The sequence below is a fragment of the Enterococcus sp. JNUCC 77 genome (assembly GCF_054819945.1).
Genome location: NZ_JBTHIG010000001.1, coordinates 2430575 through 2448843, shown reverse-complemented (window position 1 = coordinate 2448843; position 18269 = coordinate 2430575). Strand labels below are relative to the sequence as shown.

Sequence of the window (18269 nt, the reverse complement as noted above, 5' to 3'; positions counted from 1 at the left end):
GATGACAACAGCTTTAATTATGGGGGCCAGCGGCGATATTGGGATGTCAATTTGTGAAGAATTGGCATCGGCCGGCTGGTCATTATATTTGCATTATTATCAACAAGCAGAAAAAGTTATAAATTTTGCTTCAGACTTACAGGAACGTTATCCTCAGCAGGATTTTTTTGTGGTATCCTTAAACATGCTAGCGGAGAATGATCTTGCCGCTTTTTTTAAAAATTTATTTCAAGTTGATGGCATTGTTTTTGCAGCAGGCTTTACTTATTATCAATTATTGCCAGAAATGCAAGGACAACAGATCGATAACTTATGGCAAATACATGTAAAAACACCTTTGTTAATATTACAGGCCTTACAAGAAAAACTCGCCCGCAGTAAAAGAGGACGTGTTATTTTTATCGGCTCAGTATATGGACATCGCGGTAGCAGTATGGAGACTGTTTACAGTGCTGTGAAAGGTGCACAAGAAGGCTTTGTTAAAGCTTATGCAAAAGAAGTTGCAACTTTAGGTATTACTGTCAATGTTGTTGCGCCAGGAGCGGTCAAAACAGCGATGAACCAGAATTGGCAAATGGAAGAATTAGCTACTTTAACAGAAGAAATTCCCTTGGGACGATTAGCTGAACCAAAGGAAATTGCCAATGCCTGCAGTTATTTATTTATGAAAGAAGCTAGCTATATTACCGGAATCATCTTGCCAATAGCCGGTGGTTGGATGGAATAAGGAGTAGAAGTCTGTGGCTATAAAAAATTTAGGAGAAACATTACGGGACGCCCGTTTAAGTGAGAATATAAGTCTTGATGAATTACAACAAATCACCAAGATTCAAAAAAGATATTTACAAGCGATTGAAGAAAATGATTATGGTCAAATACCAAGTGAATTTTATGTACGTAGATTTTTAAAACAATATGCGGATGCAGTAAAATTAGATGGTCGATATATATTAGCTGTGTATGATGGGAAGGATCAGATTTTACCAACCTATCCAAAAGTTGAAGAAATAGAAAGTCAACGAACCAATAAATATAAAGAAAAGAAAGTTCGGCGTCGCTTAATCGCGACAATGCCGATGATTATTTTAGGTTTAGTAGCGCTTGCGATTGTCGTAATTGTTGGATATGTTAGTTATTTAGACAACAATGATCAGCCTATTTTAAATGCTAGTTCAGTAGAAGTTGAGCGTAATTCTAGTAGTAGTACTTCAGAAACCGAAAGCAGCAGCTCAACGGAAGAAACAACTGAAGCTTCAACCTCGGAATCGGTTGAAGCACCGACAATGAGCCAAAATGTAACCAGCAATTCCAACAGTACCGCCGCGGTCACACTAGATCAAGTAGCTGCGCCTTTAAAAATTAAATTTAATGCGCAAAATCGTGTTTGGGTAGGTCTGTCAGTCAACGGCAGCTTGAGTTTCCAACAAACAATCGAAGCAGGCCAATCGGCTGAGTTTGATTTGCCAGAGGGCACAACTTCTGCCAGTATTTCAGTTGGAGTTGCTAGTTATTTAACAATCCAAGCAAACGATACCGATCTAGATTTTCAAGCGAACAATTCAGAACGTTCGAAAACAATTGATTTAACAATTAACTATACGTAATAAGAAAGAGGGATTGACCCGTGAATTTACCAAATAAGCTGACAGTGGTCCGAATATTTATGATTCCACTGTTTATGATTGTTGTCTTAGCACCTATTGATTTAGGAACGTTAACTGCCGGCAACGCCCAACTCCCAGTGACACAATTAATTGGCGCAATTATCTTTGCAGTGGCTAGTTATACTGACCATCTCGATGGAAAGATTGCCCGCGCCAGAGGTTTAGTTACTAATTTTGGGAAATTTGCTGATCCTTTGGCAGATAAAATGCTTGTGATGACTGCTTTTATTATTTTGGTAAGCCAAGGAAAAGCACCTGCATGGGTCATTGCGATTATTGTTTGTCGAGAGCTAGCAGTCACTGGTTTGCGAACCTTAATAGTTGAACAAGGCGGTGGCGTGATGGCTGCTGCAATGCCTGGAAAAATCAAAACTGTGACACAAATGGTTGGAATTATTTTATTGTATCTTAATAACATACCTTTTAATTTTATTGGTATTCCAATGGATCAAATCATGCTTTATGTATGTCTGTTCTTTACGATTTATTCTGGCTATGATTATTTTGCAAAGAATGCGCATTTGTTCAAGGGGTCAATGTAAATTTTATTAAGAGGACGTTTGTATCAAACAACGTGCTCTTTTTTTGTGCTCAAAATAGTTACAAAAAAAGCCTTTTTTCAAAAAAAGAGATTTATTGTAATGGCGCTATTTGATGACTTGAAGTTAACTAAATGTGAAAGATAATTTGCAAAAAAAGCTACATAAAAGGGATTTGGCAAACTAAGAACGCTACTAGTTATCTTGCTTTTTTTTATTTCCTTTTCTAAAATGAGACGAGAAACATGGAGAATTAGGAGGGATGAGGATGACAATTAGATTTGGGATAATTGGTCTTGGTAATCGAGGTTATAAATATGCTTTACGGACAATTATGACTAGTAAAGATTGTGAAATAGTCATGGTCTGTGATGCTCTTGGAAAAAATTTCGATCTGTTTCCAGGTATTGCCAATACAATAGATTACCATGATGTTCTGGATAACCATCAAGTGGATGCTGTTTTTATCGCTACACCAGATGATACCCATGCGGAAATTATTTTGGCTGCCGTAGCTCAGGAGAAACATATATTATGTGAAAAGCCATTAGAAGTCAGCCGCGAAAAAATTGCTGAGCTTCAAGAAGTGCTAAAGGATTATTCGAAAGTATTTGAAGTAGGCTATGTTTTACGTTATGCTAGATCTTTTCAAAAAGTCAAAGAACTATTAGTTAGCGGCGCTATTGGTGAAGTAAAAATGATTAATGCTATCGATCATATTCAATATGGCGGTTATGCATATTTTCATGACTGGCATCGAACGCGAGCAAAATCGACGAGTTTATTATTGCAAAAAGCTACACATTCATTAGATATTGCGAACTGGTATATTGATAGTGTTCCGCAAGATGTAGTTGCTTTCGGTCGACTTTCAACTATGGGGAAACCAGGTGCATTAAAAAAAATTGGTCATGAAGTTTCACCAGATTTACATTGTCGGATTTGTACCATCAGTGACACTTGCGAGGAGAGTATTCAAAATCTAGCAAAAGAAAAGAGAATCCAGTGGTCGGATCAGTGGCCAGATAGTTGTGTTTTCAATAGTGAAATTGATGTCGATGATCAAAATAGTGTAATGGTTCAGTATGAGAATGGTGTGCAACTTTCTTATCAATTATGTTTGTTTGGCGCTTACTATAAAAGAGCATTTCAGATCTTCGGATCTATGGGTGAGTTAACTTTTGATGATGTAACTAATGAAATTAAAGTTTATCATCGTTTGAAGGATGAAGTGATGATTTATCAAAACAATCATGAAGAAATTCAAATGGAGCCAGGAGATGAAGAACAGTTAGCTGATTTTATTTTAGCAATTCAGACTGGAAAAGAGCCGATCTCGAATTTAAGGTCCAGTACATTAGCGTCTTTATTAGCATTAGATGCACAGGATTCAATTGACCAGCATAAAATGATCAAACAATCAAAATAAAAAAAGACCTACAACTGAAGTGAAACCTAGCTAGTTTTTACAAGAACTACCAGGTTTCACTTTCAGTGGTCTTTTTTTAATTATAAGAAATATTTTGGCGCAGTAGCTCATCAAATTCATGACGGTGAATGACTCGATTTTGTTTAAGAGAAAGATAGGCAAGTGTGGCAATTTGAATCGTGTAAAGACCGTCCGCGCCACTGACTGGCTCTGGTAAGTCTTGATCGATTGTTGCAATAAAGGTTTGAATCATCCGCTCATCCATGTCTTTTTCATAATTTAAAAAGTTATGAATTTGATTATCTGCATAATAATTAATTTTTCGACCAATTGCATCAATAAAGGTGAAGCCACTTTCGCTAATAATTTCCAAATAAACATCTCCCCAGACAGGATAGTTTAATGGACGGTTCCAAGAAGTATCGAGACTTAACATAGCACCATTAGTAAAAGTAATATTAATTAATCCAGAATCTTCAATGTCACTACCCTCTTGCTTTTGAGCACGGGCTAAAATTGAAGCAATTTCAAAATCAAATAACCAGCGAGACAAATCTACTAAATGGACCATATGATCTAATATGGCTCCACCACCTGCTAATTCCTTATCTAAAAACCAGCCTCCAGGATTTTTTCCTCGATTGGTACAATTCAATGCATATATTTCTCCAAATTTCCCAGTTTGAAAATGTTCTTTCAAATCAATAATAGTTTGAGAAAAGCGAATAGGATGGGCGACTAATAATTTTACCTGTGCTTCTTGGCAAGCCACCATCATGTGTAGCGCTGCTTTTACAGTTAGGGCTAAAGGTTTCTCCACAATAATATTTTTTTTATGAATAGAAGCTGCTAGGGCATAGTCATAGTGAAGTGAATTTTCTGAACAAATCAATACTGTATCAATTGAAGTTGCCAAAATTTTATCTAGACTTTTAAAAAAAGTGAGTCCCATTTCTTTGGCAAATTGATTACCCCGCAATAAGTTTTGGTCAAAAATCCCCACGATTTCCACATTCTCTTGTTTGAAAATATTGGCATAAATTTTTGCTTGCATATGGGCACAACCGATTATTCCAAGTTTCATTCGTTTCCTCCTAAGTTTTATTGAATTAATTGATTATTACGGATGCTTAATTCTATTTCTCGCAATAATTCATTTAACCAAATATTGTCGACGGGAGAAAATTCCGTCTGAGCTTGATAGGATCCTTGATTTAAAAAATTTGATGAAAAAGAATGCTTTTGTTGAGAATCATATTGGTAAATTCCGCGAGTACCTGCAATTTCAAAATTTTTTAAATAATTATCAGAATCTTGGTAAGAAAAATCCAATAATATATTTGCCAACGAATGATTGAAAAATTGCAAAGAGATCAGATAAACTGCGGCTGATTTATGACAAGTGGCATACAGAGTATCGATCCGATCACGATGTATAGCGCGAATAAAATCTAGCACTTCTTTCATAATAGCTTCTTTATCACTAATAGTTTTGCACTGAGTAGCCAAAGTTAAACGAGTAAAATTAACTTGACCAATTTTTCCTGCAGAAACTAACGAAAGAGCATGCTGGTTTTCCAGATGCATGAGAAACAACTCCTAACTAAAATAATTAATTTTCTGTTTTACAACATCAATAGACTGTTTATAACGTGAAGGACTGAGACCTGTGTACTTTTTAAAGGTGTTGGAAAAATGATGAATGCTGTCATAACCCAAAGACAAACCAATGTCTGTAAAGCTTAAGTCTTCGTTTTGAATTAGTTCTTTAGCTCGCTCCATTTTTAAAGTTTTGTAGTAATTGATCATACTGTAGCCAGTGTGTTCTTTAAAAATTTTCTTAATGTAAGAAGGACTGATGAAAAAATGATTGGCTAGTTCTTCCACGGAATAATTTTTATCTAAATGTTCTTCCATAAAATGTAAAATATCTGACACCATTTCTTGTTTATTATTTTTTCGATGCTTATTGTTATCACAGGCTTGATTTCGTTGAAAGTTTTGCGCCATGGTATAAAGCAATTCAGCGAAATGTAAATACAGAATGCGTTCATCAAAAGGGTCTGACTGAGTATTTCGGCTCTGTAAATCATAGCTTTGATTTGACGATTGGACGTATAACAATTGAGTTTTAGCCAGCACATCTTTGATTAAATTTTTTTGTGTTTCGGCTAGGCGTATTTTCTGTTTAATCACAGGTTGAATGGTCGTATCCTCAGAAAAAACATTAAAGGTGATAGCAGCTAGACTAGCGGATTCGCATTTTTCATTGATAAAATGGAAATTATTTTTACCAGTTAAAATAATACTCTCACCAGCTTGTAAAAAAAGCTCTTCTTCTTTTGTAATAAGTTTCACATTTCCTGTTTCAATATAGTAGAGAACTAATTGAGGATAACCACTAAATTGATAGGTCTCTTTTTTTTGCAGAATAAATAAGTGCAATCGATAAATTCTTTTAATAGGTAAAACACTGATATAATGGGAATTTAGTTCCAAAAATGGGCACCTCACAGACTTTTAAAAATGTGATGATAGAAAATAGATGAGCGGGAATAGTGTCTTAATTTGCAAATAAATAGGTTTTTTTTCTAAATAAACTAGGCTTGTCATCAAGTATTCTTATTGTAATAAATGAAAGCGGATTCTTCAAGGGGTGGAAAAGATGTTATTTGCAAAAAAAGTCATGAAAGTTTGCGATATTAATAAATTAACGCAAGCGACATTCTTGAGATTAAGCTATTATCAAGCGGAAAATCAGGATTCTTCAGAACTTATACTGGAGAAAGGGTTGCAATTTATTTTCGAAATAAAAAAAGCTTTATCAGCAAATTCGTTTGAGGTAAAAGATTTAGTTTTACAAAGAAATCAAAGTACACAAATTATCAATGGTCAGTTTAGTGATGATTCGTTGTTTAATATTGCGTTGGCAACTTATTCATCTGTGCAAGAACCTTATTTTAAGGTTGAAGTGGTAGCTAAAGATAATATGGTGCAATACGATAGTTCAGCTGACAGTGCTTTTAGTGGATTTGACTATCAAGCAGATTATTTTGTCAGTGATCATGATGATATAGCCGTTAGCGAGATTTTAAAAAAGTTTCAGTTAATAGGAGGTGAATAGTTAGCATGAAAGTCGGTATTTTAGGCGTTGCCCATATGCATGTTGAAAGTTATTTTCGAGAATTAAAAAGAGCAAATATTGAAATCACTGGTGTTTATGATCACTGTGAAGTTGCAGCGAAAGAGTTTTGCAATGATAAAAAAATTCCTTGGTTTTTAACGGTAGCAGAAGTTTTAGCAACTGACTGCGACACGATTTTAGTTTGTTCAGAAAATGTTTTCCACAAAGAATTGGCTTTGCAATCATTTAAAGCGAAAAAGCATGTAATTGTTGAAAAACCAATGGCGTTAAGTGTGGCTGATGGTGAAATGATGATTCAGGCAGCTAAAAAGAATCAAGTGAAATTAATGGTGGCTCATCCAGTTCGTTTTAGTCAACCTGTTCAAGATTTAAAAAGAATAATTGCTGAGCGCGATTACGGTCCAGTATTGGCAATTAACTCATCTAATCACGGGAAAAACCCTGGTGACTGGTTTGTCGATCCGGCATTATCTGGCGGGGGCGCTTTAATTGATCATACTGTTCATATCAGCGATTTAGTTAACTATTTATTTAAAATTACTCCAGAAAAGATATCCGCTTTTATCGGTAAAAGTGACGCGGAGTTAGCAGTTGAAGATATTGGATTAGTTAATATCCAATTTAAAGAAAAAACTATCATGTCATTAGATACATCTTGGAATCGTCCGATGATTTATCCAATCTGGGGAGATGCCATTTTAGAAGTTGTTTTTGAAAAAGGCTACATCATTATTGATGGATTTGGTCGAAAGATGCAGGTTTATTCTGACAATCAGCAAAAAATTAAAGATGTTTATTATGAAGATGATATGGATCATTTAATGATGCAGGCATTTATCGAGGCAATTGAAAATGATTTACCAGCACCGGTTAGTGGAGAAGATGGGTTATACACAGTGTTGATTACGCAAATGGCCTTTGAGGCAGCTCAAAAGAAACAGCCCATTACCGTATAGAAAAAAGTAGTAGGAGGAATCATTGTGAAAAAAGGAATGAACGTCTGGTCGTTACCAAGTGATCTTTCCCTGGAAGAACAATTCAAAGTTACCAAAGAAGCTGGTTTTGACACAATTGAATTAAATGTCACTGAAAATATCGTCAATGATTCAATTGTTACTAATGACTTGGCATTGGCAGAAAAGTTGGATTTGACTTTAGAGGCTGATGAAGAAGTTTTAAATCAAATTCTTCATTTAATGGAAAAATATCAATTACCTATTTCTAGTCTATCAACGGCGCTTCATTGGACTTATCCGTTAAACAGTAATGATGAGAAAATTCGGGAAAAGGGAAAAGCAATTGTTTGCAAGATGATTGATTTTTGTCAAGTTTTAGGAGGGGATACTGTTTTAGTAGTTCCGGCTTTAGTAACTACGGAGCAACCATATGATCAAGCGTATGAGTTGGCTAAAGCAGCTTTGTCAGAGTTGGCACCTTACGCTCAAGATAAAAAAATTGTCATCGGGATAGAGAATGTTTGGAATAAATTCTTATTGTCACCGCTGGAATTTCGTCAACTATTAGATCAAGTGAACAGTGATTATGTTGGAGCATATTTTGATATTGGTAATATTTTACAATATGGTTTTCCAGAACAATGGATCAGAATACTAGGGAATAAAATTGCAAAAATTCACGTGAAGGATTTCAAGCAAAGCATTGGCAGTATTCAAGGCTTTACTAATTTACTACAAGGGGATGTCAACTGGCAGTCTTGTGTGAAGGAATTAAACAGAATTGGTTATGATGGGCCGTTAACTTGCGAGTTATCGCCGTATAAAGTCAATGGACAACAACTAGCACTAGATACAGCCGGTGCTTTAAGTTATATTACAAAATTATAAATTGGAGGAATCGGAGATGTTAAAAGTTGGTTTGGTCGGCTTAGGATTTATGGGAAGTTCACATTTGGGAATTTATAAAAGATTGATGGATGAAGGCTTTCCAATTAAATTGGTGGCCATTTGCGATGTCAATGAAGAAAAAAGAACAGGTAAGTTAACTCAAGGAAATATTGATGTCAGTGATAAGAATATTGATTTTACACAGTTTAATTTCTATACCGATATGGAAGAAATGATTGCTAACGAAGAATTAGATTATGTTGATTTATGTTTGCCAACATTTATTCATGCTCCTTATGCAGTTAAGGCTATGTCGTTAGGTTTACATGTTTTTTGTGAAAAACCGATGGCTATTTCAACTGAAGCCTGTCAAGAAATGATCGATGCTAGCAAAAAATTCCAACGCTATTTAATGATTGGACAAACATTACGATTTTTCCCTTCTTATCGTTATATCAAAGAAACTATCGATAGTGGACGATATGGCGCTCTAAATGAAGTTGCCTTGTTTAGAGGTGGCACAACGCCACTTTGGTCTTGGGATAATTGGTTGTTGGATCGCGAGCGTTCTGGCGGATGTCTATTAGACCAGCATATCCATGATGTTGATACAATTAACTGGCTGTTGGGGACTCCAGAAGAAGTGAATACTACTGGAAAAGTCTACTACGAAGGTAGTGGCTACGATATGGTTTCTACTAATTATAGTTTTGATAATGTTGTAGTCAATGCGCAAGACAACTGGACAATCAATAATGATGATTTTGGTTTTGAAATGCGTTTTAGATTCTCATTTGAAAAAGGAACGATTATTTTAGAAAATAAAAAATTTACTGATTACCCTAACAACCAATCAAGTTTTACTCCTGATATTGATGAAGAAAGTGGCTATTATATTGAAATTAAACACTTTGCTCAATCAATCATTGATGATGTCGATCCACAATTAGCTTGTCCGTTAGAAAGTACGATGGAGACAATTCGTATCGCAGAAGCTGAAGTTCAATCAGCGGATCAGAAGAAGACAATTAAATTATAAAAGGAGAGAAAATAAATGAAAAAAATTCTTTTAGGTATGGCGAGTGTGTTGGCGCTTGGTTTGTTGGCAGCATGTGGTGGCTCAGATAATAGTAGTAGCGGTTCAGGTGATGAAGTAACGATTAATTATGGGCTGTGGGATAAACAACAAGCACCTGTTTATGAAGAAATTGCCAAAGATTTTGAAAAAGAAAATCCTAACATAAAAATAAAATTTCAAGTGACTCCATGGGCGCAATATTGGACTAAATTAGAAACTGCAGTGACTGGTAAAAGTGCACCAGATGTATTTTGGATGAATATTCCTAGAGCGATTGATTATATCGATAATGGTGTTTTAGAGCCAATGGATGATGTGAAATTTGATAAGGATAAAATTCCAGAAATTTATCAAGAGTCTTATACACAAGACGGTAAGTTATATGGCGTACCAAAAGATTTTGATACCAATGCATTATGGTATAACAAAAAAATGTTTGATGACGCAGGTATTGCTTATCCAGATGAAACTTGGGATTGGGCAAAACTACAAGAAGTGGCTAAGCAATTAACAAATGAAGAAACGGGGGTTTACGGACTAGGTACACCTCCAGTTTGGGAAACAGGTTATTATCAAGCAATATATCAAAATGGCGGAAGACCATTTAGCGATGATGGCAAAAAATCTGGCTTTGGTGAAGATGCAACAATTGACGGTGTAAAATATTGGCACAGCTTTATCGAAGATGGTTCAGGTACGCCAATTGATTTAACCAATAGTGCGCAACAACCCGAACTACTGATTGCTGGAAAAGTAGCGATGATTGTTGATGGTTCTTATCAAGCACCAGTAATATTTAAAGATGAATATGGAAGAGAAAATATTGATATTGCACCGTTACCACAAGGTAAAGAAAGAGCAACGACGTCTAACTCATTATCAAATGTAGTCTATGCAGGTTCTGAACATAAAGAAGAAGCGAAAAAATGGGTTGAATTTTTATCTGAGAAAAAACAAATGGAGACAGTTGCTGAATCAGGTGTAGTTATTCCTTCTTATGAAGGTTCAGCTGAAGCTTGGGTGGATGCCTATCCTGAGAAAAATCTTCAAGTTTTTCTTGATGCAGTAGATTACGCAGTGCCATTTTCTAATTATAAAAATTCTTCTGCTGCAACGGCTATCGAACAAGATATTATGAATGAAGTTTGGTCAGGTGATAAGACAGTCGAAGAAGGTTGTAAAGAAATTGAAACGAAGGCAAACGAGATTCTAGCTAAAAACTAACTGACTTGAGGAGGTCGCTAGTATGGATGAGAAACAAACTAGAAAAAAAATCGACCCTCAGAATAAGTCGCGAAAAAAATCACCAAACGTGATCTTCAAAAAATATAAAAAAGATCAAGTGTATACAGCGGGGCTTTTTATAGCCCCTCTGTTTATAGGGATTTTAGCGTTTTATCTGATACCCATGTGTCAAAGTATTTTTTATTCATTTACTAAATGGGGAATGTTCGGCGGCTACGAAATGGTTGGTTTAGAAAACTATAAACGATTGCTGACTGATGCGGATTTGGTACAAGCACTAAAAAATACATTAATTTATGCAGTTTTTACGGTTCCGGTAGCAATTGTTATTTCTGTTTTTATAGCCGTTTTACTTAATTCTAAAATACGCGGTAAAAGTTTTTATCGTGTCATCTATTTCTTACCAGCGGTTACCATGACTTCAGCGGTAGCGATGATTTGGAAATGGATGTTTAATTCGGAATATGGGATTATTAACCAAATATTAGCTGTTTTCGGGATTGATGGGCCAGGCTGGATTACAAATCCTGATTGGGCAATGGTAGCTCTAATAATTGTTGGCGTTTGGAGTTCATTAGGGACCTCCATCGTAATCTTTTTATCCGGGCTACAGGGTATTCCCAGCACATATTATGAAGCGGCAGATATTGATGGCGCAGGACCTATTCGTAAATTTTTTAGTATTACAGTTCCGTTATTAAGTCCGACTGTCTTTTTCCAATCAATCACGTCACTAATTACTGCACTGCAAGTTTATGATTTGGTTTACATGATGTATTCAGAAACCAATCCGGCTTTACGGAGCGTCCAATCAGTAGCCTATCTGTTCTATCGTAATTCTTTTGTCTTTAATGAAAAGGGTTATGGCGCAGCAATTGTCGTTGTTTTGTTAATCCTTACGTTAATTATTACCGTAATCGAATTTGCTTTACAGAAAAAATGGGTACATTACTCATACTAAAAAAGGAGTCAGTCAGATGAAAAAAACTCGTAATACGAATCGTATCTTTGTCCATCTACTGTTAATCCTTGGATCAGTAATGATGGTCTTTCCATTTGTTTGGATGATTATTACCTCATTGAAAACTAAAACTGAAGCAATCAGAGTACCACCAAATATTTTGCCAGATGTGCCTCAGTGGGAAAACTATAAAAGAATTTTTGAAATTTTCCCATTTGGAAATTTCTATTTTAATACGATTGTCAGTACTTTAATGATTGTAGTCGTACAAACATTGTTGTGTGCACTGGCTGCTTACGCTTTTGCACGACTTAGCTTTCCTTTTAAAAATGCATTGTTCATTTTACTTTTATCAATCTTGATGGTACCAAGTCAAATATTCTTGATTCCACAATATTTGTTGGTTCAAAAAATGGGCTTAATTAACACGATTCCAGCGCTATTTTTACCAGGTTTATTTTCAGCTTTTGGAACGTTCTTGTTGCGCCAATTTTTTATGACGATACCAAAAGAGGTAGAGGAAGCCGCGATTATCGATGGTTGTTCGCGGGTTCGCATCTTTTTTACCATCATTTTACCGTTATCTAAATCAGCTTTGATTTCTCAAGGGATTTTTGCCTTATTATATGGCTGGAATTCGCTATTATGGCTGCTAATTATTAATACATCAACAGATAAGATGACTCTCACTTCAGGATTGGCAACTTTAAACGGCCAATACAGTGCGGACTATCCTTTGATGATGGCGGGGTCCTTTTTAGCTTGTATTCCGTTAATCATTGTTTTCTTGATTTTCCAAAAACAATTTATCGAGGGAATTGCCCTATCTGGTGGGAAATAAATTTGTCGAAAAGAATTTAAAAAAGGATGAGATGCAATGACGCAACTTACACTCAATCACATTTATAAGAAATATGACAATGCCGATAGTTATTCGGTAACTGATTTTAATTTAGAAATTGATGACAAAGAATTTATAGTTTTTGTCGGGCCATCAGGTTGTGGGAAATCAACAACTTTACGAATGATTGCTGGCCTAGAAGATATTACTGATGGTGAATTAAAGATTGGTGAAAAAATTGTCAATGACGCGCCACCCAAAGACCGCGATATCGCAATGGTTTTTCAGAATTATGCCTTATATCCTCATATGTCTGTTTATGATAATATGGCTTTTGGTTTAAAACTAAGAAAATACGAAAAAGAGGAAATTAAAAAACGAGTTGAGAATGCGGCAGAGATTCTAGGTTTATCAGAATACTTGCAAAGAAAACCCGCAGCTTTATCAGGGGGACAAAGACAGCGGGTTGCATTAGGTCGTGCGATTGTACGAGATGCGCAAGTTTTCTTAATGGATGAACCATTATCAAATTTAGATGCCAAATTACGAGTATCGATGCGGGCTGAAATTGCTCGCCTACATCAACGCTTAGGGACTACCACCATTTATGTGACCCATGATCAAACTGAAGCGATGACGATGGCTGACCGCATTGTAATTATGAAAGATGGCTTGATCCAACAAGTCGGTACGCCACAAGAAGTTTATGATACGCCAACGAATGTTTTTGTGGCCGGATTTATCGGTTCGCCTGCTATGAATTTTTTCAATGTTCGCTTGCAAGATGGTGTTATTAGTGATGGCAAGGGTCTGCATTTAACAATTGATCCCCAACAAAAAAAGGTTTTAGAAGAAAAAGGTTACAATGGTCAAAATTTAACTTTTGGTATTCGACCAGAAAATATTCATGCCGATGAAAGTGCTGAAGGATCATTAGTAAAAGCTGAAGTTATGGTTTCAGAATTATTAGGATCAGAATCATTACTTTATTCAAAATTGGGGGATACTGAATTTGTCTCAAAAGTAAATGCCTTTGATTTTCATAAACCAGGCTCTGAAATTACCTTGAATTTCAATGTAGCAAAAGGACATTTTTTTGATAAAGAAAATGAAAAGGTAATTCCAATTTTATCAATGGGATAAATCAAATGCGTGTTATTAATTTTAAATTATAGAAGAGGCTGCGGGTTTTAACTTGCAGTTTTTTTTGTATTCTAGACGAAATGACAAGTTTTTTAGACTTTTTTTGGTATGATAGACTCAAATGGCGTATTTTAAGAAAGAAGTGAAGAGAATGAAAGCAGAGATTATTGCAGTAGGAACAGAACTTTTGTTAGGACAGGTTGTTAATACAAATGCGACTTTTATTTCTGAAGGATTAGCTGATTTAGGAATTGAAGTTTATTATCATACTGTTGTGGGAGATAATCCAAAACGTTTAGAAGAGTTATTGGTTTTAGCGGATTCAAGAAGTGATTTAATTGTTTTATGTGGTGGTTTAGGACCAACTGATGATGATTTGACAAAAAATGTTTTGGCTGACCATTTAGGAATTCAGCTCGTTCGAAATCAAGCTGCATTGGACCATATGAATGAATTTTTTGGTAGTCGTGATCGACCGATGACACCGAATAACATACGACAAATTGAAACGCTTGAAGGCGGGATTCCTCTGCCAAATCGAACCGGTTTAGCAATTGGTAGTTTGTATCTAGGAGAAAAAAATAACTATATTATTTTACCTGGACCGCCAAGTGAATTAAAACCTATGTTCAGTGAACAAGCGGCGCCATTATTGGTAGAAAAATTTGGTGTTCATGAAAAACTAACTTCTCGCGTTTTGCGTTTTTATGGAATTGGTGAGTCACAAATTGTGACAGATTTAGCAGAAATGATTGAAAATCAAACCAATCCAACGATTGCACCTTATGCTAAACCAAATGAAGTGACCTTGCGCATTACTGCAAAAACCGAAGATGATGCTTCTGCAAAAACCTTGCTAGATCAGGTGGAAGCTGAGATATTAGCAGTTGAAGGAGAATACTTCTACGGGTATGGTGACGACAATAGTTTAGAAGAAACGGTCGTAAATTTATTAAAGGAACATCAAAAAAGTGTCACAGCCGCTGAAAGTTTGACGGCAGGAGCATTCCAAGCTCGTCTAGCGGACGTTCCAGGGGTTTCTGAAGTCTTTCCGGGAGGATTTGTGACTTATTCCAATGAGACCAAAGAAAACTTCTTAGGAATCGATTCAACGTTAATTGAAGAATATGGAGTAGTTAGTAAAGAAATTGCAGGTGTCATGGCTGAAAAAGCTCGAGAATTAGCAAATACAGATTATGCAGTAGCCTTTACTGGCGTAGCTGGTCCAGATCCATTAGAAGGTCAGCCTAAAGGAACTGTTTTTATTGCAGTAGCACAAAAAGATGGCGAAACAGTTATTGAACAGAAAGCTTTTAGTCGAGATCGCGCCTACATTAGACAAAGTTCTGTCATGAAAGGTTTAGACATGTTGCGCCGCGCAATTTTAAATAAATAATTAAATACGAATGTTTGTTCGCTTTTTGCTTGCATTTCTCACTTTAAACCGCTAAACTAATCATGTTGACTGACGGAAATTATAATATCAAGGAGGATTTTTCTTGGCTGAAGATCGTAAAGTAGCATTAGACAATGCTTTAAAGAAAATAGAAAAGAATTTTGGTAAAGGCTCCATTATGAAATTAGGGGAAAAGGTTGATACACAAATCTCAACTATTCCTAGTGGTTCACTAGCGTTGGATGTCGCATTAGGTGTCGGCGGATATCCTCGTGGTCGGATTGTAGAAGTTTATGGACCTGAAAGTTCTGGTAAGACGACAGTCGCATTACATGCGATTGCTGAAGTCCAAAAACAAGGCGGAACCGCTGCATTTATTGATGCGGAACATGCCTTAGATCCACAATATGCTGAAAAATTAGGCGTAAAAATTGATGATTTATTATTATCACAACCAGATACTGGTGAACAAGGTTTAGAAATTGCAGATGCGTTAGTTTCATCTGGTGCAGTTGATATTATCGTTATTGACTCGGTGGCTGCTTTAGTACCTAGAGCAGAAATTGATGGTGAAATGGGAGCTTCTCACGTTGGTTTGCAGGCTCGTTTGATGTCGCAAGCGCTACGTAAATTATCAGGTTCAATCAATAAAACGAAAACAATCGCAATCTTTATCAACCAAATTCGGGAAAAAGTTGGCGTAATGTTTGGGAATCCAGAAACAACACCGGGTGGACGTGCCTTGAAGTTTTACGCAACTGTTCGTTTAGAGGTACGCCGAGCAGAACAGTTAAAGAGCGGTACGGATATTATTGGTAACCGGACGAAAATTAAAGTAGTTAAAAATAAAGTAGCACCACCTTTCAAAGTTGCTGAAGTAGACTTGATGTATGGTCAAGGAATTTCACAAGAAGGCGAATTACTAGATATGGCTGTCGAAAAAGATATCGTAGATAAAAGCGGTGCTTGGTATGGCTACAAAGACGAACGTATCGGTCAAGGTCGAGAAAACGCAAAGAATTATATGCGGGAACATCCTGATATGATGGCGGAAGTTTCTCAAAGAGTTCGGGCAGCTTTTGGGATAGGCGAACCGGGTAGTGAAGGCGAAGAAGTTGAAGTAGCTGGTCAAGAAGAACTACCTTTAGAAGATGAATAAAAAGCAGAGAGTTGCGATCAATTTATTTTGGCCGCAACTTTTTTTGTTTTTTAGTCATTTCTCTGTAAAGGCTTGTTAACAAGCCAAATTAAGTTGACACACTATCAGACAAAAAGTAAAATATACTTGTGCGTATTTCGCACGTATGCAAGTTAGGCATATTGATAATTTTAATGACGTTTATCAAGAAAAACTACAGATAACTATAATACGATAGTACGGAGGTGGATTTCATGTTAGTTCCTATTCTCCTCGCTATCATCTTTTTAATTGTCGGTCTTGGTTTAGGGTTTATGGTGGCAAAATCGCGCCATGATAAAGAGATTGAAGGTGCTCATACTTCAGCAAGAGGCATCATTAATCAAGCCAATAAAGAAGCAGAAACACTAAGAAAAGAAGCTTTGTTAGAGGCCAAAGAAGAAAACCAGCAGTATCGCGCACAAATTGAAAGTGAGTTGAAAGAAAGCAAACAAGAATTAAAACTACAAGAAAATCGCTTGCTTCAAAGAGAACAGTCGATTGATCGTAAAGACGACTCTCTAGAGAAGCGTGAGCACTCACTGGAAGACAAAGAGACAAGAATTAGTGCTAGACAGCAATTAATTGACGAGCGAGAACAAGAAGTAGAACAACTGATTGAGAAACAACAAGTAAAACTTGAACAAGTTGCTTCGTTGACTAAAGATGAAGCCAAAGAGATCATCATGCAGACGACGGAAGAAGAATTAAATCAAGAGTTGACCATTATGGTGAAAGAATCAGAACAAAGAGCCAAAGAAGAAGCGGATCGTAAAGCGAAAAACTTATTGGCGATGGCGATTCAACGTTCTGGTGCTGATGCTGTTTCAGAAACAACTGTTTCAGTAGTTAACTTACCAAATGATGAAATGAAAGGTCGGATTATCGGTCGTGAAGGTCGAAATATTCGTACCCTTGAAACATTAACTGGGATTGATTTAATTATCGATGATACACCAGAAGCAGTTGTATTGTCAGGCTTTGATCCAATTCGTCGGGAAATTGCCCGTATGACGTTGGAAAAACTGATTCAAGATGGTCGGATTCATCCGGCTCGTATTGAAGAGATGGTTGAAAAATCTCGAAAAGAAATGGATGAACGGATTCGTGAGTATGGTGAACAGGCAGCCTTTGAAGTTGGCGCCCATACATTACATCCTGACTTAATTAAGATTTTAGGTCGTTTGCACTTTAGAACAAGTTACGGCCAAAACGTCTTAGATCACAGTGTCGAAGTTGCTCGCTTGACCGGTATTCTAGCAGCTGAACTGGGCGAAAATGTCCAATTAGCCCAAAGAGCCGGCTTGCTACATGATATTGGGAAAGCGTTGGATCACGAGATTGAAGGCTCTCACGTTGAAATTGGGGCCGAGTTAGCAGCGAAATACAAAGAAAATTCAACGGTTATCAATGCTATTGCTTCTCACCATGGAGATACTGAAGCGACTTCAGTTATTTCTGTTTTGGTAGCAGCTGCCGATGCAGTTTCAGCAGCGCGACCGGGTGCCCGTAGCGAATCATTGGAAAACTATATTCGTCGCTTAGAAAACTTGGAAAATATTTCCAACGGTTTTGAAGGGGTCGAATCAAGCTTCGCCGTTCAAGCTGGACGCGAAGTTCGAGTAATGGTTAAACCAGAAGCAATCTCTGACTTAGATGCCGTTCGTTTAGTTCGTGATATTCGTCGTAAGATTGAAGATGAGTTGGATTATCCAGGACACATCAAAGTAACTGTTATTCGAGAAACCCGAGCAACAGATTACGCGAAATAAGTAATGTTACTAAGACATCAATCGAAATTGGTTGA

At 36.5% G+C, this 18269-nt stretch carries 18 protein-coding genes; 15 read left to right on the top strand and 3 right to left on the bottom strand.

The genetic code is table 11. The features are described 5' to 3' along the window. Position 1: 1 nt before the first annotated feature. The 4 genes from ymfI (at position 2) to ACVWNY_RS11855 (ending at position 3632) form a co-directional block, all read left to right on the top strand. The gene (gene ymfI / locus ACVWNY_RS11870) at positions 2 to 727 is read left to right on the top strand and encodes an elongation factor P 5-aminopentanone reductase (protein WP_218326617.1); all 726 of its coding nucleotides are present in this window, start codon (positions 2 to 4) and stop codon (positions 725 to 727) included. A gap of 13 nt (positions 728 to 740) precedes the next feature. Continuing rightward, positions 741 to 1604, top strand: coding sequence for a helix-turn-helix domain-containing protein (locus ACVWNY_RS11865; RefSeq protein ID WP_454071417.1), 864 nt, complete (start codon positions 741 to 743; stop codon positions 1602 to 1604). A 20-nt stretch (positions 1605 to 1624) separates the two neighbouring features. Beyond that, positions 1625 to 2206 carry a CDP-diacylglycerol--glycerol-3-phosphate 3-phosphatidyltransferase gene (gene pgsA / locus ACVWNY_RS11860; RefSeq protein WP_218326615.1) on the top strand — a complete coding sequence of 194 codons (582 nt, stop codon included), beginning with the start codon at positions 1625 to 1627 and terminating at the stop codon, positions 2204 to 2206. 265 nt (positions 2207 to 2471) lie between these two features. Next, positions 2472 to 3632 carry a Gfo/Idh/MocA family protein gene (locus ACVWNY_RS11855; protein ID WP_454071416.1) on the top strand — a complete coding sequence of 387 codons (1161 nt, stop codon included), beginning with the start codon at positions 2472 to 2474 and terminating at the stop codon, positions 3630 to 3632. A gap of 76 nt (positions 3633 to 3708) precedes the next feature. On the opposite strand, the gene ACVWNY_RS11850 is transcribed toward ACVWNY_RS11855, so the two are convergent. The 3 genes from ACVWNY_RS11850 to ACVWNY_RS11840 are packed head-to-tail and all read right to left on the bottom strand — an operon-like array spanning position 3709 to position 6131. After that, the gene (locus ACVWNY_RS11850) at positions 3709 to 4716 is read right to left on the bottom strand and encodes a Gfo/Idh/MocA family protein (RefSeq protein WP_454071415.1); all 1008 of its coding nucleotides are present in this window, start codon (positions 4714 to 4716) and stop codon (positions 3709 to 3711) included. Positions 4717 to 4733: 17 nt separating this feature from the next. Next, positions 4734 to 5219, bottom strand: a complete 486-nt coding sequence (locus ACVWNY_RS11845) for a hypothetical protein (RefSeq protein WP_218326612.1) — start codon at positions 5217 to 5219, stop codon at positions 4734 to 4736. A 12-nt stretch (positions 5220 to 5231) separates the two neighbouring features. Next, the gene (locus ACVWNY_RS11840; protein WP_218326610.1) at positions 5232 to 6131 is read right to left on the bottom strand and encodes a helix-turn-helix transcriptional regulator; all 900 of its coding nucleotides are present in this window, start codon (positions 6129 to 6131) and stop codon (positions 5232 to 5234) included. Positions 6132 to 6297: 166 nt separating this feature from the next. Here ACVWNY_RS11840 and ACVWNY_RS11835 point away from each other — a divergent pair, with 166 nt between their 5' ends. The 11 genes from ACVWNY_RS11835 (at position 6298) to rny (ending at position 18234) form a co-directional block, all read left to right on the top strand. Beyond that, on the top strand, positions 6298 to 6756 hold the full coding sequence (locus ACVWNY_RS11835) for a hypothetical protein (protein ID WP_454071414.1): 459 nt from the start codon (positions 6298 to 6300) through the stop codon (positions 6754 to 6756). 5 nt (positions 6757 to 6761) lie between these two features. After that, positions 6762 to 7733, top strand: coding sequence for a Gfo/Idh/MocA family protein (locus tag ACVWNY_RS11830; protein ID WP_454071413.1), 972 nt, complete (start codon positions 6762 to 6764; stop codon positions 7731 to 7733). Between the two features lie 24 nt (positions 7734 to 7757). After that, the gene (locus ACVWNY_RS11825; protein WP_218326605.1) at positions 7758 to 8621 is read left to right on the top strand and encodes a sugar phosphate isomerase/epimerase family protein; all 864 of its coding nucleotides are present in this window, start codon (positions 7758 to 7760) and stop codon (positions 8619 to 8621) included. 16 nt (positions 8622 to 8637) lie between these two features. Beyond that, positions 8638 to 9660 carry a Gfo/Idh/MocA family protein gene (locus ACVWNY_RS11820; RefSeq protein ID WP_454071412.1) on the top strand — a complete coding sequence of 341 codons (1023 nt, stop codon included), beginning with the start codon at positions 8638 to 8640 and terminating at the stop codon, positions 9658 to 9660. Between the two features lie 15 nt (positions 9661 to 9675). Then, positions 9676 to 10923 carry an ABC transporter substrate-binding protein gene (locus ACVWNY_RS11815; protein WP_454071411.1) on the top strand — a complete coding sequence of 416 codons (1248 nt, stop codon included), beginning with the start codon at positions 9676 to 9678 and terminating at the stop codon, positions 10921 to 10923. Positions 10924 to 10945: 22 nt separating this feature from the next. Continuing rightward, a complete protein-coding gene (locus ACVWNY_RS11810; protein ID WP_218326599.1) occupies positions 10946 to 11905 on the top strand; it encodes a carbohydrate ABC transporter permease in 960 nt (319 codons plus the stop codon). A gap of 16 nt (positions 11906 to 11921) precedes the next feature. Next, positions 11922 to 12746 carry a carbohydrate ABC transporter permease gene (locus ACVWNY_RS11805; protein ID WP_454071410.1) on the top strand — a complete coding sequence of 275 codons (825 nt, stop codon included), beginning with the start codon at positions 11922 to 11924 and terminating at the stop codon, positions 12744 to 12746. Positions 12747 to 12782: 36 nt separating this feature from the next. Continuing rightward, the gene (locus ACVWNY_RS11800; protein ID WP_218326597.1) at positions 12783 to 13889 is read left to right on the top strand and encodes an ABC transporter ATP-binding protein; all 1107 of its coding nucleotides are present in this window, start codon (positions 12783 to 12785) and stop codon (positions 13887 to 13889) included. A gap of 151 nt (positions 13890 to 14040) precedes the next feature. After that, the gene (locus ACVWNY_RS11795; RefSeq protein ID WP_218326596.1) at positions 14041 to 15285 is read left to right on the top strand and encodes a competence/damage-inducible protein A; all 1245 of its coding nucleotides are present in this window, start codon (positions 14041 to 14043) and stop codon (positions 15283 to 15285) included. Positions 15286 to 15388: 103 nt separating this feature from the next. Further along, a complete protein-coding gene (gene recA, locus ACVWNY_RS11790; protein WP_218326595.1) occupies positions 15389 to 16444 on the top strand; it encodes a recombinase RecA in 1056 nt (351 codons plus the stop codon). Between the two features lie 233 nt (positions 16445 to 16677). Beyond that, on the top strand, positions 16678 to 18234 hold the full coding sequence (rny, locus tag ACVWNY_RS11785) for a ribonuclease Y (RefSeq protein WP_218326594.1): 1557 nt from the start codon (positions 16678 to 16680) through the stop codon (positions 18232 to 18234). Positions 18235 to 18269 lie beyond the last annotated feature (35 nt).